Raw genomic sequence first — 16,098 nt, forward strand, 5'->3', positions numbered from 1 at the left:
GTCGTTATTTGCCCAGCGCCTGAGCGCAAGCCCAGGCCGAGCTCCAGGCCCACTGGAAATTGTAACCGCCGAGCCAGCCGGTGACGTCCACGACTTCGCCGATAAAGTACAGTCCAGGCACCTTGCTGGCTTCCAGCGTCTTTGACGATAGTTCGTGGGTATCGACTCCGCCCAACGTCACTTCTGCCGTGCGGTAGCCTTCTGTGCCGTTGGGCTGCACCCGCCATTGCTGTAATGTGTTCTCTACCTGAGTTTGCTGTGGTTTTTGCAGCTGTTTAAGCGTGACATCCGGCAACTGTCCCAACGTCTGAAGACACTCCACCAGACGCTTGGGCAACCACTGCGCCAGCGTATTTTTCAGACTCTGATTGGGATGGGCGAGGCGTTCTGCATCAAGCTGTGCGGCCAGATCCCGGTCGGGCAGTAGATTGATGGTGACGAATTCGCCAGGCTGCCAGTAGCTGGAAAGCTGAAGTACCGCCGGGCCGGAAAGGCCGCGGTGGGTGAATAGGATATTCTCGCGAAAGGTCACGCCGTTTTCCGCTTCGATCAGAGACGGCACAGAGACGCCGGACAGCGTCTGCAACTGTTCCAGCAGTGGTTTGTGCAGGGTGAAGGGCACCAGCGCCGCGCGGGTGGGCAGTACGTTGATGGAAAACTGCTGGGCAAGCTGATAACCAAAGGGCGTGGCGCCGAGTCCGGGCATCGACAGGCCGCCGGTGGCGATAACCAGCTCCGGGCTTTGAATCGCACCGGTGTTCAGCCGGAGGGTAAACACATCGCTCTTTTCCACGTCCAGCACTTCGCTGCGCAAACGGAGCGTGACCTGGCCCTGTTCACACTCCTTCAGCAGCATATCCGTGATTTGCTGGGCGGAGTCGTCGCAGAACAATTGCCCGAGGGTCTTTTCGTGATAGGCGATGCCGTGGCGGTTAACCAGTTCGATAAAGTCCCACTGGGTATAGCGCGCCAGGGCGGACTTGCAGAAGTGCGGGTTTTGCGACAGGTAAGCGCCAGGCTCTGCGTAAAGGTTGGTGAAATTGCAGCGACCGCCGCCGGACATCAAAATCTTGCGGCCCGGTTTTTTACCATTGTCCACCAGCAGCACCCGTAGGCCCTTCTGTCCTGCCTGCGCCGCGCAGAATAGCCCTGCCGCGCCTGCGCCAATCACGACCACATCATACTGTTCCACTTGTTTTGCTCCCCCTGCAATTCGTCAGGTTTCGGCCTGCGGCCGAATTGGCGTTCAGGGCGGCAGATTGTAGTGCTCGTCCTGTGATCTGACCAGTGTTACAAATTGCAGAATTTCGTAATAAGGTCCAATTTACTGATTTTTATCGAATAAATTATTATCCAATGGATGATTGGATTAAAATAAGTCAAAATAATGTCAGATTTTCCTTTTCCCAAGCCCCGCTTGTCGCCGATAATGCGCCGCGTTGATGACCACTATATGGCCTAACGCTTATGCTACATTTATTTGCCGGAATTGATTTCCACACCGGTCTGATGTTGATTTTGGCTTTGCTGTTTGTATTGTTTTACGAAGCTATTAACGGCTTTCACGATACTGCCAATGCTGTTGCTACCGTTATTTATACTCGTGCCATGCGCGCTCAGCTCGCTGTGGTGATGGCGGGAATATTTAACTTCCTTGGGGTACTGCTGGGCGGATTAAGCGTGGCTTACGCCATCGTCCACCTATTGCCTACCGATCTGTTGCTGAACGTCAGCTCTGCTCATGGCCTGGCTATGGTCTTTTCCATGCTGTTGGCTGCGATCATCTGGAACTTGGGTACCTGGTACTTCGGGCTGCCGGCGTCCAGCTCCCATACTCTGATCGGCTCTATTATCGGTATCGGTTTGACCAATGCGTTGCTGACGAATACGTCAGTCGTCGATGCGCTCAATATTCCAAAGATGGTCAGCATTTTTCTGTCGCTGATTCTGTCTCCGATTGTGGGCATGATCATCGCCGGGGTCATGGTGTTCTTGCTGCGTCGCTACTGGAGCAACACCAAGAAAAGAAAACGGGTTCACCTCACGCCAGCAGAGCGTGAGAAACAGGATGGCAAGCGCAAACCGCCGTTCTGGACGCGTACCGCTTTGATCCTTTCCGCCGTCGGCGTCAGTTTCTCTCATGGCGCCAACGATGGTCAGAAAGGCATTGGCTTGATTATGCTGGTACTGATCGGCGTCGCGCCCGCAGGTTTTGTGCTGAACATGAATGCATCGGGTTATGACATTAGCCGAACTCGCGATGCGATAGTGAATCTGCAGGGCTACTATCATTCTCACGGCGAAGCGCTGGAGCATGTGGTTGATCTGTCTCCGCCGATGCTGCCCGCACCGGATAAAACGATTCCTGTCGAGGGTAAATCGGACTTCCATTGTGATAGCTCTCGCGTCATGCTGGCCATCGACCACTCTTTAGGCCTGCTGAATAACCTGAAAGACTACAGCGAGTTGTCCAGCGATGACCGTGGTCAGGTTCGCCGTCTGTTGATGTGTATTTCCGACACCATGGACCGCATCATCAAGCTGCCTGAAACGAACAGCGAAGACAAACGTCTGCTGACCAATTTGCGTACCGATTTACTGCATACCGTAGAGTATGCGCCGCTGTGGATTATCGTCGCCGTGGCGTTGGCTCTGTCTCTCGGAACCATGGTGGGATGGAAACGTGTTGCCGTTACTATCGGTGAGAAGATCGGTAAGAAAGGGATGACCTATGCTCAGGGCGTCTCGGCTCAGGTGACGGCCGCGCTCTCGATCGGGGTCGCCAGCTATACCGGCATGCCGGTATCCACTACGCATGTCCTCTCCTCCGCGGTAGCGGGGACGATGATCGTAGATGGCGGCGGCGTGCAGAGCAAAACGGTGAAAAGCATCCTGCTGGCCTGGATCTTTACGCTGCCGGTATCGCTGATACTGTCCGGCGTGCTGTACTGGTTGACGCTGAAGCTGATTTAAGGCCGCGCGACAACAGCAATACGTACGATAAAAAGGCGACTTGAGGTCGCCTTTTTTATGGGCGACGTTCGAGAAAATCTCGTTCGCCGTGACCTTGAATCGGTCGCGTCTTTAGTGCCAGACGAGCAGGGCGATAAGGCTGACCACGACCAGTCCGCACAGCGCGGATGTCAGCAGGAACTGTCCGCGGACGCGTTCACAGCGACGGATGAACTCGGGGTCGTGATGATCCAGATAGCGCTGGCTGTAAATGTAGCGAACGAGTCTTAGTTGCTTGCTGGGTTGTCCGTGAGCGGTGAAGAAACCGCGTCCGTCCACGTACTGGTACAGCAGCGGATCGCAGTCTCGCAATACCAGCAGCAGCACTCGCAAAGAAGAGTAGTAACGCGCCATATTGATGACGCAAATGATGCATAAGGCCCAGAAAAGCGCAAACGTGCTAATAACCATGCTCCCCTCCCGCTTAGCTATCCGGCAGATGTTTATACGTCACGAATCTCCGTCGTTTACACCTGTGGATAGTCATCCCAAATATCATGTATGCGATGTTTCCGTGCGGCTCGATCGTGGCGTATCAAGGCGCGGTCTGCGGATAATGCCGACTACTGGCGGTATTCTTCTTCTCCGCGCGGAGTCAACGACGCGGGATTATTTTCATTGTAGAAGACCGTTTCATTTTTTTACTATAACGCCGTTAATGTCTCTTAGACATGCTAATGTGATGAAAAATTGGCAAGATCCCCCGGTTATCCCAGCCCGCTCTGTGAGCCTTTTTGCGTGCGATCTTTAGCTATACTTATGCGTTCACGCGATTTTTCGTCGGCGATGCGGCTTATCGGCGTACACTGGCGTTAACTTCAAAATAGGGAGGCGTGGTGATGGGTTCCGTGACTACAGCTAACCGCCACTCTACGGCGTTGTGATCTGCTGAACATCTCCCTCTCGATAGCGAGTGTTATGATGCAGATCGCCAGTAAGTATCAGTTTGGCAGGAGAAAACTCTGCTGACCCATTCATTAGTCTTTATGGAAGGAGCTTATTATGGCTTATAAACACATTCTTATTGCCGTCGACCTATCGCCGGAAAGCAAAATGCTGGTCGACAAGGCTGTCTCAATGGCCAAGCCGTATAATGCCAAGGTTTCCTTGATTCATGTCGACGTTAACTACTCCGATCTCTATACCGGACTGATTGATGTCAACCTCGGTGATATGCAGCAGCGTATCTCTGAAGAGACGCAAAATGCTTTGAAAGACCTGTCGCAGAACGCGGGATACCCTATTGCGGAAACGCTGAGCGGGAGCGGTGATCTGGGCCAGGTGCTGTTGGATGCCATTCATAAGTACGATGTCGATTTGGTCATGTGCGGACACCATCAAGACTTCTGGAGCAAGTTGATGTCCTCGGCGCGTCAGCTGATCAATACCATCCACGTCGATATGCTGATTGTTCCGTTGCAGGATGACGAAGAAGTATAACGTGGGTCACCCGCCGCTTCAGTATCAGGGTGGCGGGTGCGTAGTTTCATGACTGCGACGTGCCGCCTAAAGTTCTGCCTAACCCTGTTTTCACTCTGGCGCTGAATTTTTCCCCCTTCTTGTCGATATTCGGCTTAACGCTGTCATGTGATCCCCCCGCGTTGACGGAACCGCTTCATTAATGATTACCCCATCACGTATCGACGGCTAAAACACGGCGACGCGCTCGCGCAGCAGGGGATACCATTTCCGGTGCGATCTTCAGGCAGTCAATGAAACTCCAGACTTATTTACGTCAGCGTGAAATAGCGTTGATCGAAATTAAGTGATGCACAGGAATTTCGTTTGGGAGAGACGGTGACTGCCGGGACTTATCCTATGGCTCCTCTTCGAAATAAACGTGTGTTAATTCGGATGGGAGAAAAATTAAAAAAGCGGAGAGCGCGTCCGTTATTTCATCTGCCGTGGCGTTGGTTGAGCCAGCTTATTTTCTTTATTGTGATGGCATAACATGATCGATGTCACATTTTTAAAAAGCTACCTACAGCAATTTCGCGACTGATTCGGGAAAGTACGTCCTTGTTCTATATTCACTGGCATCGCTGCATAAAGGCGCGTTAGCATACAAATTATTATTTCGACACCGGTACGAATTATGACCATCAAACTTATTGCGATCGATATGGACGGCACGCTGCTTAACCCACAAAACGTCGTCTCTCCGGCGGTAAAAGCGGCGATCGCCGCCGCACGGGATAAAGGCGTGCACGTCGTTCTCGCGACCGGGAGGCCTTATATTGGTGTGAAGCGTTATCTGGAAGCGTTGGGTTTATATCAGGACGATCATTTCTGTATCACCAACAACGGCGCGCTGGTCCAGAAAGCTGCCAGCGCCGAATGCGTTGCAGAAACTACACTGAATTTTGATGATTATCTCTATTGCGAAAAGCTGGCGCGCGATCTGAACGTTCATTTCCACGCGTTGGATTTTAATTATGTCTATACCGCTAACAAGGACATCGGCCGTTATACGGTGCATGAAGCTTTTCTCACCGGTATGCCTCTGCGGTACAGGGCCGTTGAAGAGATGGACCGTAGCCTGCTTTTCCCCAAGCTCATGATGATCGATGACCCCGCGTTGTTGGATGAGGCCATACAAAAATTGCCGGCGGAGGTTTTTGAACGCTACACCATAATGAAAAGTGCTGATTTTTATTTGGAAATTTTGGATAAACGCGTGAATAAGGGCACTGGCGTCAAGATGCTGGCGGAACACCTGAACCTTGAGCGCGATGAAATTATGGCGCTGGGCGACCAGGAAAATGATTTAGCGATGCTGGATTATGCGGGGCTGGGCGTGGCAATGGGTAACGCGATTGAAAAGGTGAAGGCAGCCAGTCAGTTTGTCACCAAAACCAATCAGGAAGACGGTGTGGCTTATGCCATCGATAAGTTTGTCTTGAAGGGATAATGCGAGACGGCTTAGTTTCGCTACGCCCCGGTTTATCCGGCTGAAACGGACAAACCGGGCATGAATCTCAGCTGCGGGATTATTTATAAAAGTTTGCTGTTCCGTGCAACACTTGGTTGCCGGTGGTTTTGGTGATGGTGTAAGCCTTCGCACCGGCCTTATCAGCTTTGGCTGAGAATTTGTGCTGAAGGGTCGTTAAGTCTTTGCCGGTATCAGAGGTTTCGCCAATCTTTTCCATATTTTGCGCCTGTAGCACGCTGATATATTGGGCCGCATACGAGCCAAAAGAGAGGGTGGAAAGTACAGCAGCTGCAACGATAATTTTAACGTTTTTCATAGTCTTATACCTTCTATATCGATAACGAAAAGAAATGGCGCGTTTTTCTGTAGCAAACGCCCGCCTTGTTGGTACGACGATAAACCCTAATCAGTTGCGACTATATTCCTCCTGTTTTCACGTGAGGAAAGTCAGATACTGTAAATAACGAATTGTTTTATCTATTAATTTTTTATTTTGCGTATAGATTTTTATTATAGGTTAATAATCGATACACCTTGCGGATTTTTATGATGAATGAAGAATCTCAATTAACGTCTGGCCCCATTTCCCATCAGCTGACCAACGTCAATATTTGGACATGCGATGGTCAATGGGTGCTGTATGACGTCAGACCAACGGGGTCTTCATTTACCGGCCGTCGGGTTGAGCGCGTGAACATTCATACCCGACAGACGGAGGTCGTCTATGAGGCGAGAGAAAATGCGTGTGTTGGTGTAATCACCGGTAGCCCCGCGTTACCTCAACGCTATGTCTTTATCCACGGTCCGGAACGACCGGATGACGATTGGCACTATGATTTCCACCATCGTCGCGGCGTTATCGTCGCCGACGACAAACGTGATCAGGCCGTTACGCTGGATGCGCTGTCGATCACGCCTCCCTATGTCGCTGGCGCGCTGCGCGGCGGGACACATGTCCACGTCTTCAGCCCTGATGGAACGCGTTTGAGCTTCACCTACAACGATCACGTCCTGCACGAACGGGATCCGTCTCTCGACCTGCGCAACGTTGGAGTGGGCGTGCCGCTGCGCCCGGTCATCGTGTCGAAACATCACCCTAGAGAATATGACGGCAGCCATTACTGTGTTCTGGTCAGTCTCACCACGCCACATCCGCGCCCGGGCAGTGATGAAATTAACCGAGCCTACGAGGAAGGCTGGATCGGTGAAAAGGGGTATCTCCGGCCGGAAGGCTGTCGCCAGCGATGGGCGTTGGCATTTATCGGCGATACGGTATCGACGACAGGGGAGCGGGTACCGGAAGTATTCATCGTCGATCTGCCGGAAGCGCTCGAAGCCTATGCGCAGCCAGGATCCGAACCGCTTGCCGGGACCGCCGACACGCTGCCTTCACCTCCGGCCGGCGTCACTCAACGCCGTTTGACATTTAGCGGCGACAGACGATACCCCGGCGTGGTGAATCAGCCGCGTCATTGGTTGAGATCCTCGCCGGATGGTAGCCAAATTGCGTTTTTGATGCGGGATGATGACGGTATTGTCCAGCTATGGACGGTGTCGCCGAATGGCGGAGCCCCTCGTCAGGTGACGTATGGGCCTGATTCCATACAATCGGCCTTTACCTGGCATCCCAGCGGGCAATATCTGACTTTTGTCAGTGATAACAGCATTATGGTATGTGGCCTTTCGACGGGACGATTATTCCGGCAGACGCCGCGAAGTGCGGTGCCGCCGTCTGGAGACGCCGTCGTCTTTTCTCCCAGCGGCGAAGAGATTGCGTATTTGCGAGAGGTGGATGGCGTGAATCAGATTTTCAAGGTCAGAGTACAGCTTGAAGATGCGGGCTGAACGGAGAGTTCAGCCCCGAAAGCAGCAACCGACCTGAGCGTTGCCGCCGAACTAGCGACTCAGTGTCGCGTCTGACTGGCAATCGTGGGCGTAGCAGGAGCCGTGCTGAAAGGGGCGTCGCCTTCACTGTCGCTGACTCTGTCGTGCAGGGATTTATCATCGGAATGATAATAGTCGTAGGGCAGCAGCAGCGTGTCCAGCGCGGCAGAGAAGGGAATATCAATCGCGACCAGGGGCATCATCGCCCAGCTGGTGTGGTCGTCTTCTAACATGTCGATGCCCGCTCGGGTACCCGAGTAATAACCCGGATCGCCTCCCGTGCGTGTCATCACGCTGGAACACCCGCTTAAAGCAATGACGATGCCAACGGCCAGAACGAAAGCAGATAAGACACTTTTCAATATGGTCATAACGTTATCCACAGGGAAACCGCTCCGCCAATTTTCTTGAGCTTGCATACCCACAAATTGTTGTCGCGTTTGTACTGTTATCGAAGCGTACAGATGATGGTACTCATTTTGGAAAAATATGCCTCGTACAGTGTAGGCGATAACCGTTTTATACGTGAGATCTCATTGGGTTGATTTCCACTATTCCCGGAAAAATATTTATCGGCCCTCTTGAAAAAAAACACGAGGCCGCCATATGAATGACAGAGCCGTAGAGAGACGTATGCCGACAGGGTATTTCTTTCCGGCAAGGGGCCTGTCCTAATGGAAGGCCATCGTAAGCACCTCGCTGAAGCTTAGGAGGCTATAATGCGTAACCCCGATTTTTCTCCGCTGTACCGTTCCGCGATCGGATTTGATCGTCTGTTAAATTTGCTGGAAGCTGGCCAGAGCCAGGGTAACGGCGGTTATCCCCCCTACAACGTCGAGCTTGTCGACGAGAATCAGTACCGCATCGCGATTGCCGTTGCCGGCTTTGCTGAAGACGAACTGGATATCACCGCGCACGATAATATGCTGATCGTGAAAGGCGCACACGGCGGCGAGGCAGCCCCAGCTCCTCGCAATTACCTCTATCAGGGGATCGCCGAACGTAACTTCGAGCGCAAATTCCAGCTGGCCGAGCACATTCAGATTAAAGGCGCACACCTGGAAAATGGGCTGTTGTATATCGATCTGGAACGCGTGATCCCTGAGACCTTGAAACCGCGTCGTATCGAAATCAAGTAATAAACGGGTTAACCGGAGTTAGCACCGGCGAGAGATAATTATCGTCTCGCCGTGACATGTAGCGCCTGCCGAATGGGGGCGCGCCGGAATGCTTTGACACTCCGGCTGAATTTCTCGCTTCAAAGAAGGAGTCATGACTATGCGTAACTATGATTTATCCCCGCTGCTGCGTCAGTGGATCGGCTTCGATAAGTTGGCTAGCTCTATGGGCAGCCAGGAAACGGGGGAGTTTCCTCCTTACAACATCGAAAAACAGGACGACGATCGCTATCGTATCACGCTGGCGCTGGCTGGATTCCGTCAGGAGGATCTGGCTATTGAAATCGAAGGGCCGCGTCTGACGATTAAAGGTTCGCCCGTTCCGGCGGACAAGACTGTGAAGTACGTCCATCAGGGGCTGGTGTTTAAACCGTTTACCCTGAGCTTCACCCTGGCTGAACATATCCGCGTGACGGAAGCGAAATTCGAACACGGGTTGCTGCACATCGACCTCGTCCGCGAAGTCCCCAAAGAGCTGCAGCCGCAGCGTATCGCCATCGGCACGTCGCGCACCGAGCAGCTGAATAAACCCTCTGAAGAGGTGATTGACGCTTAACCATCGCGTCTAAAATCGTTGATGACCACCCATGGCTTTCGCCGTGGGTGGTTTTTTTTGCTTCAGGGTTTGTTGGTTGACCCGTGAGGAGGAAATGCGGCAATGATTGTCGGGAATGCCATTTTTTTCGCCAATGTACCGCATGTTTTATGTGCCGTCCTTAATATTGTCTCTGCCACATTCCCTGTCATTGAATATCATTGCTGCATATCGCAGCAGAAATATTAAATTTACGTATAGTCAATATTACAGGATATGAAGTGTTTAATTGATAAATAGATAATTATCAGTCATCGAGTTAATTTTATGTTTTATTGTTGTGAGATCTTTGCTCGTCGTGAACTGACTGTTTTTATTTGTTAATACCCAAATTATTAAATTATAATTAAATTATTAAATACATTTAGTAACTAAAGTAAAGGGTTCGGTAGCGCCATTTATAATACTATTTGGAGCGTTGAACATTCATCGAATTTATGGGGCAAGAGGATCGCTGAAACGCTATTATTTTCTTGCCTTTTTTACTGTCGTTGTACCCGTTTTATTTATTAATGGGGAAATAAAAGAGAATAACGACCCCCCCACTCAAGACAGGGTACACCCGGTAAAAACGTCAGATTTCGTTTTAATATGAGTGGTGTATGTATGTCTGCGAATAATAGCAGGTTAGTTAAACTTCTGTTCATCCTCGGCATTGCCGTCGGATTATGGTTTGTTCCTGTCCCCGAGGGCGTTAGCCCCTCAGCCTGGCATTTGATGGCCATCTTCATTGCGACCGTCGTGGGTTTGATTCTTTCTCCTTATCCGTTGGGCGCTATCGCGATATTCAGCATCACGGCGGTTGCCGCCATGGGGCTGCTGAGCGTCAAAGACGTGTTGGCAGGTTTCAGCGACCCGACCATCTGGATGATCGCCTGCGCTTTCTTCATCTCGCGCGGTTTTATCAAAACCGGCTTTGGGCGCCGTATCGGTTTGTTGTTTATCAGCAAGTTGGGCAACAGTAGTCTGGGTCTGGCCTACGGCCTGGTCTTCACCGATCTGCTGTTTGCTCCGGCGATGCCTTCTACCTCAGCGCGCTGCGGCGGTATTATCACTCCGCTGTTTCGTTCTATCGCTGAAGCCTACGGTTCGACGCCGGCCCAGGGAACGCAGAAACGTATCGGCGCCTTCCTGGTGCAAACCATCTTCCAGTGCAACTCCGTCACGTCCGCGATGTTTATGACGTCCATGGCCGGTAACCCGATGATCAGCAAGTTGGCCGGGCAGTTCGGCGTGCACATCAGTTGGACGCAGTGGGCGATGGCGACATTGCTGCCGGGGATTGTTTCTCTGATTGTCATTCCGCTGGTGATGTATCGCTTTTATCCTCCAGAGCTGAAGAAAACGAGCGAAATGCGCGCGATGGCCGTCGAAAAACTGCGTGAAATGGGTTCGATGAGCCGCGATGAGTGGGTCGTGCTGGGCGTGTTCCTGGGGCTGGTCACCTTCTGGGTTCTGGGTTCGACGCTGCATATCGACGCAACGCTGACCGCGCTGGCGGGTTTGAGCGTGCTGTTATTGACTCGCGCCTTAACATGGGACGATGTGGTGAGCGAGAAAGAAGCCTGGCACACCGTAGTATGGTTCGCGGTGCTGATCATGTTGGCGACGCAGTTGAATAAATTGGGTCTGATCGGCTGGCTGGGCAACATGGCAGGGGATTCCGTCAAAGGGATGCACTGGTTGCCAATGCTGGGACTGCTGCTACTGGTCTACTACTACAGTCATTACCTGATGGCGAGCGCCGTGGCGCACATCAGCGCCATGTATGCGATTTTCGTCTCCATCGCTATTGCTGCGGGTGCTCCTCCTATGCTGACGGTTCTGGCCTTCGCCGCCTTCAGTAACCTGTTCATGTCTACCACGCACTATTCCGGCGGTCCTGCGCCCATCCTGTTCGGCTGTGGCTACATGTCGCTATCTACTTGGTGGAAGATCGGTTTCCTGACCGGACTGGTCGTCATCCCCATCTGGCTGATTGTAGGTAGCTTCTGGTGGAAAGTTCTGGGCCTGTGGTAACAGGCAGCAAGCCCCCACAAGTAAAATAAACCGCCGCCGCCGCTTTATGGCGGCGGTTTGCTATATGAACTGCGCGAGATCGGCTTAAACGGTATAAGATAGTGGGTTACGATATTCTTTCGGAGCGATCCATGAGTAAGAAGAAGACTCCGCTGAAGCTGAGTACGTCCATCATCCTTATGGTGTCGGCGGTGATTGGTTCCGTACTACTGGTGGTGTATGCCCTACTGTTTTTCCGTATCAGCGAGCTGACGGAAAACCACCTTAGAGAGAAGGCCTTTGCCATCGCTCGCACCGTCGCTTATGCCCCCGTAGTGATCCATGAATTGAGCAATGTCGGCAACCCGGAAGAGGTGCAGCGCTTTTCGGAAGAAGTGAAATGGCGCAATCACTTACTGTTCGTCATCGTGACCGATATGAAAGGGATCCGCCATTCGCATCCCGAGTCCGACCAGATTGGCCGCCATTTCATCGGCAACGACCTCTACCCGGCTCTCATGGGCCTTGAGAATTCGGCGGTGAACCGTGGGGTGCTGGAACCTGCCCTGCGGGTATTTGTTCCGGTCTTCGACCAGAGCGGCAAACAGTTGGGCGTGGTCGCTGTGGGGATCTCGTTAACCAGCGTGCAGTCGCTGATCAATGAAAACCGCTGGATTATTCCTTGGACTATCCTTTTTGGAGCGCTGGTCGGATTGTTGGGCACGTATTTTCTGGTTAAAGCCCTGAAACGGATCATGCTTGGCTTCGAACCTTTCGAGATTTCAAATCTGTTCGAGCAGCGTAACGCCATGCTCAAGCAGATTAAGGAAGGCGTTATTGCGGTCGATACTGAATTACGCGTGACGATAGTCAATGATGAAGCTCAGCGCTTGTTCAGTCAGCACTCCGCCAGCAATGAGCTCACTATCGGCAGTACGATCAGTCGTTGGCCCGCCCTGATGAGTCTGGAAAAAGTCGTGAAATCCGGAAAACCACAGCGAGACGAAGAGATCAATTTCAACGGCAACCAGCTGCTGACCAACACGGTGCCGGTCGTGGTGAATGGAGAAACGATAGGCGCCATCGCCACGCTGCGGGATAAAACCGAGATTAGCCAGCTGGTACAGCGGTTGACCGGGATGTCGTATTACGCCGACGCGTTGCGCGCGCAGTCTCATGAATTCATGAACAAACTGCACGTCATTCTGGGTATGCTGCATTTGAAATATTACCCGCAGCTGGAAGAGTACATTCTCAAAACGGCGAATCATTATCAGGCGGAAATCGGCGCCATTATTCGTAAGATTAAATCTCCCGTGATAGCCGGATTTTTGCTTGGGAAGATTAACCGGGCGCGGGATTTAGGTATCAACCTGTCGATTAGCGAAGACAGTCTGCTGCCGGATACGGATGATGTGGAAGCGACGAACGAATTGATCACGGTTCTGGGGAACCTGATCGAGAATGCGCTAGACGCGATGAACGGCCTCGAAAACCGCGAGATCCGCGTCACGTTTCATCATAAAAAAGGACATCTGCACTGTATGGTCAGCGACGATGGCCCGGGTATACCGCTGGATATCCAGCAAAAGATTTACCAGGAAGGATTCTCGACCAAAGGCAGTGGACGCGGCATTGGCTTGTATTTGACTAAACAAAGTCTGGAAAAAATTGGCGGCACCATCGATCTTGACTCTGAACCCGAGGTGTATACCCAGTTTTTCGTGAATATTCCTTATAAAGCAAGGCAGATTGACCATGATTAATGTACTGATCGTTGACGACGATGCCATGGTGGCTGAGTTGAATAAGTGTTACCTGAATCAGGTTTCCGGATTCAACTGTTACGCTACTGTCTCCACGTTGCAGCAGGCCAGAAATCTGCTGATGCAGCCAGATTGCGAAATCGATCTGGTGCTGCTGGATATTTACATGCAGCAGGATAACGGCCTGGACTTGTTGCCGGCTATCCGCGAATTCAGCGAGCATACTGACGTGATCATCATCTCGTCAGCCAGCGACGTCTACACCATTAAAAAAGCCCTGCACTACGGTGTGGTGGACTATCTGATTAAACCTTTCCAGTTTGCTCGTTTTGAACAGGCGCTGACCGCTTACCGCGAAGAGGCAAACTTGCTTAAACACCGCGAATTCGTGGCGCAAACGGATATCGATAACTTGATTAGACGCACCAGCGGGAACCCTGTCGCCGAGCGTAAGAAGCTGCCAAAAGGGCTGACGAGCCTGACGCTGCGTACCGTATGTGAGTGGATTGAAGGTAATCAAGGCGCGGAGTTCTCTACCGAAATGCTGGCCAATGCAATTGGCATCTCGCGCGTTTCCTGTCGTAAGTACCTTATCTACCTGGCGGATACTGGCATTCTTGCCACCAATATCCTGTACGGTTCGACGGGGCGTCCGGTGTATCTCTACCGTCTGTTGCCTGAAAAGCAGGATGCATTGCGCCAATATTGCGAATAATCGTGATGAGGGTAAGCAGAGCATGCTCGCAGGGCGAATCATGGTGAGCCATTTGGTCTGACCTAGAACGGCCTCATCGACATAATGAAAACCCGCCACCTCTAAGAGGCGGCGGGTTTTTTATCGTTCTTCTTTCCCGACTTCTTCGAGAAAGTTTTTCCTGGAGCTGATTTTGACTAAACGAACAATCTCAGCAACAGCGTGGCGCCGATAACCGTAGACGCACCGCCAATACGCGTTGCGATTTGCGCGAACGGCATCAGCGACATGCGGTTAGAGGCGGAAAGGATGGCGACGTCGCCGGTGCCGCCGAGACCGCTGTGACAGGTCGTGACGATAGATGACTCAATAGGATACATATTGAGATACGGCGCGATGAAGAAGCTGACCAGCGCCATCGAGATCACCACAGAACCACATACCAGTACGTAACCGACAGAGAAGACCGCGACAACGCTTTCCAACGGGACATACAGCATGCCTAGCCCAATCATCAGCGGCCATACCAGAGAGCTGGAAACGAATTTGTAAAAGCTGCTGGCTCCGGTTTCCATGCTGGAAGGGATGACGCGAGCGTATTTACAGATGACGGCGATCAGGATCATCAGAACAGGGCCGGGGATGTGTACGATTTTCTCCGCCAGACCGCCAACGATGAAGAAGGCGCAGATAAGCAGCAGTCCGCCGCCCATCAGCGTGAAGTCCACCGGTTTTGGCGCTTCCTTCACATTGAAGATCTCATTATCTTTATCGCTGCGGATCAGTCGGCCTTGGCCGTTGAGATCTTTGCGGGCCATACCCAGTCGCGCCAGCATACCGGCGCAGATGATAGCGAAAATGTTGCCTACGACGGCAGCAGGCGCCAACTGGGCCACATAGACGTCGGGAGACTGGCCCAAAATGGCGGAGTAGGCCAGGGAAAGCGGCAGAATGCCTTCGCCGATACCGCCGCCGATGATGGGAACGATGATGAAGAAGAAGGTGTGGTAGAAGCTATAACCGCACAATTTACCCACCAGCAGGCCGGTAGACACGGCAGTGACAGTACCGATCACCAGCGGAACGAACATACGCACCATGCCCTGAATCAGAATGATACGGTTCATGCCGAGAATACTGCCCACCACCAAACTGGCGATGACGAAATAGAGGAAGTTGGCCTCTTTCATCAGCAGGGTCACGGTATCCAGCGTGGTGTCATTAAAGAACTCGTAATAGACCAATACCGACGGCACGATCAGGCACAGAATTGCTGGCCCACCAATCTCTTTCAACACCGGAATATTGCGGCCAATGTGCGCCAATAAAAATCCCATCGACATGATAACGGCGAAACCGCCGATCATATTTCTGGGCAAAACACCGGTATAGGCGGCGACAAAAACAATGGCGGAAATGACGATAAAGAGAACTAAAGGAACGGAGCCAATCGTGGTTTTATTCAAACTACTCATAAAGCCAGGAGGCGGAGTATTCACGAGGGTATCCTCATGGAGGATATCAGCATCAATTTTTTTCATTATATTCACCTTGTTGTGGTGGTAGGGCATACAAAGAGCAATGGGAACATGTAAGATTTTAAATAATGAATCGTTATTTTATTTTTGCTCACACGCGTAATGTGAATGGGTATGGTATTTCGGGTACGGCCATTGAATATCAGGCAATTTATCATGGCTTATTGTTAAAAATAATAGCCATTAATTGAGTGCGTGATGTAATTGTGAACTGAACGGCACTTCCATTTTAAATAATTTAATTCTTAGTTTTGTAATTAAAATTAACTTAGGGGTAGGGGATAGCGTTATTGAAGCGGGGAATTTGTTTTCTATCTTGATATAATCGCATGATAAAAATAACCAGCGGTGCCTGCATATTAAAATTTTAAAACTAATGTAACTCTCTCGGGGAAAATATGAGATCACACTAGTAATTATTAATATCTCAGTTTTTTATATTTTCAGTGGTTTGTCTACGGGATCACATAATTACCCTCATTTCAGCCAACTTCTTCGTTT

General features: G+C 51.4%; 14 protein-coding genes. 9 read left to right on the plus strand and 5 right to left on the minus strand.

Annotation, left to right across the window (positions count from 1 at the left end):
• Nucleotides 1-4: 4 nt before the first annotated feature.
• A complete protein-coding gene (locus BLU64_RS13425) occupies nucleotides 5-1,192 on the minus strand; it encodes a BaiN/RdsA family NAD(P)/FAD-dependent oxidoreductase (protein ID WP_026743667.1) in 1,188 nt (395 codons plus the stop codon).
• 275 nt (nucleotides 1,193-1,467) lie between these two features.
• On the opposite strand from BLU64_RS13425, the gene pitA reads away from it, so the two are divergent.
• Nucleotides 1,468-2,973, plus strand: coding sequence for an inorganic phosphate transporter PitA (gene pitA / locus BLU64_RS13430; protein ID WP_026743666.1), 1,506 nt, complete (start codon nucleotides 1,468-1,470; stop codon nucleotides 2,971-2,973).
• 111 nt (nucleotides 2,974-3,084) lie between these two features.
• Here pitA and uspB read toward each other — a convergent pair whose 3' ends face one another.
• Nucleotides 3,085-3,423, minus strand: a complete 339-nt coding sequence (uspB, locus tag BLU64_RS13435; protein ID WP_026743665.1) for a universal stress protein UspB — start codon at nucleotides 3,421-3,423, stop codon at nucleotides 3,085-3,087.
• Between the two features lie 591 nt (nucleotides 3,424-4,014).
• Between uspB and uspA the strand changes: the two genes are divergently transcribed.
• Together uspA and yidA are read left to right on the plus strand one after the other, a co-directional pair.
• Complete coding sequence (uspA, locus tag BLU64_RS13440) at nucleotides 4,015-4,452, plus strand: universal stress protein UspA (protein ID WP_026740816.1); 438 nt, start codon at nucleotides 4,015-4,017, stop codon at nucleotides 4,450-4,452.
• Nucleotides 4,453-5,107: 655 nt separating this feature from the next.
• The gene (yidA, locus tag BLU64_RS13445) at nucleotides 5,108-5,923 is read left to right on the plus strand and encodes a sugar-phosphatase (RefSeq protein ID WP_026743664.1); all 816 of its coding nucleotides are present in this window, start codon (nucleotides 5,108-5,110) and stop codon (nucleotides 5,921-5,923) included.
• Nucleotides 5,924-6,002: 79 nt separating this feature from the next.
• On the opposite strand, the gene bhsA is transcribed toward yidA, so the two are convergent.
• Nucleotides 6,003-6,260 carry a multiple stress resistance protein BhsA gene (bhsA, locus tag BLU64_RS13450; protein WP_026743663.1) on the minus strand — a complete coding sequence of 86 codons (258 nt, stop codon included), beginning with the start codon at nucleotides 6,258-6,260 and terminating at the stop codon, nucleotides 6,003-6,005.
• Between the two features lie 233 nt (nucleotides 6,261-6,493).
• Here bhsA and BLU64_RS13455 point away from each other — a divergent pair, with 233 nt between their 5' ends.
• Nucleotides 6,494-7,789, plus strand: coding sequence for a YidR family protein (locus tag BLU64_RS13455; RefSeq protein ID WP_074729019.1), 1,296 nt, complete (start codon nucleotides 6,494-6,496; stop codon nucleotides 7,787-7,789).
• A gap of 59 nt (nucleotides 7,790-7,848) precedes the next feature.
• On the opposite strand, the gene BLU64_RS13460 is transcribed toward BLU64_RS13455, so the two are convergent.
• Nucleotides 7,849-8,199 (minus strand): YceK/YidQ family lipoprotein, encoded by a 351-nt coding sequence (locus BLU64_RS13460; RefSeq protein WP_026743661.1) that lies wholly within the window; start codon nucleotides 8,197-8,199, stop codon nucleotides 7,849-7,851.
• Between the two features lie 348 nt (nucleotides 8,200-8,547).
• Here BLU64_RS13460 and ibpA point away from each other — a divergent pair, with 348 nt between their 5' ends.
• The 5 genes from ibpA to dcuR all read left to right on the plus strand — a co-directional run bounded on the left by ibpA (nucleotide 8,548) and on the right by dcuR (nucleotide 14,080).
• The gene (gene ibpA, locus BLU64_RS13465) at nucleotides 8,548-8,967 is read left to right on the plus strand and encodes a small heat shock chaperone IbpA (RefSeq protein ID WP_026743660.1); all 420 of its coding nucleotides are present in this window, start codon (nucleotides 8,548-8,550) and stop codon (nucleotides 8,965-8,967) included.
• Nucleotides 8,968-9,106: 139 nt separating this feature from the next.
• A complete protein-coding gene (gene ibpB, locus BLU64_RS13470) occupies nucleotides 9,107-9,562 on the plus strand; it encodes a small heat shock chaperone IbpB (RefSeq protein WP_026743659.1) in 456 nt (151 codons plus the stop codon).
• A 645-nt stretch (nucleotides 9,563-10,207) separates the two neighbouring features.
• The gene (locus tag BLU64_RS13475) at nucleotides 10,208-11,620 is read left to right on the plus strand and encodes an anion permease (protein ID WP_026743658.1); all 1,413 of its coding nucleotides are present in this window, start codon (nucleotides 10,208-10,210) and stop codon (nucleotides 11,618-11,620) included.
• 131 nt (nucleotides 11,621-11,751) lie between these two features.
• Nucleotides 11,752-13,365 carry a sensor histidine kinase gene (locus BLU64_RS13480; RefSeq protein WP_074729020.1) on the plus strand — a complete coding sequence of 538 codons (1,614 nt, stop codon included), beginning with the start codon at nucleotides 11,752-11,754 and terminating at the stop codon, nucleotides 13,363-13,365.
• Nucleotides 13,358-14,080 carry a two-component system response regulator DcuR gene (dcuR, locus tag BLU64_RS13485; RefSeq protein WP_026740825.1) on the plus strand — a complete coding sequence of 241 codons (723 nt, stop codon included), beginning with the start codon at nucleotides 13,358-13,360 and terminating at the stop codon, nucleotides 14,078-14,080. Before BLU64_RS13480 ends, dcuR begins: the two co-directional genes overlap by 8 nt.
• Nucleotides 14,081-14,256: 176 nt before the next feature.
• On the opposite strand, the gene BLU64_RS13490 is transcribed toward dcuR, so the two are convergent.
• Entirely contained in the window at nucleotides 14,257-15,600 is a 1,344-nt protein-coding gene (locus BLU64_RS13490) for a 2-hydroxycarboxylate transporter family protein (protein ID WP_026743656.1), read from the minus strand.
• Nucleotides 15,601-16,098: the final 498 nt, after the last annotated feature.

Source organism: Lonsdalea quercina, assembly GCF_900107885.1.
Lineage (GTDB): Bacteria > Pseudomonadota > Gammaproteobacteria > Enterobacterales > Enterobacteriaceae > Lonsdalea > Lonsdalea quercina.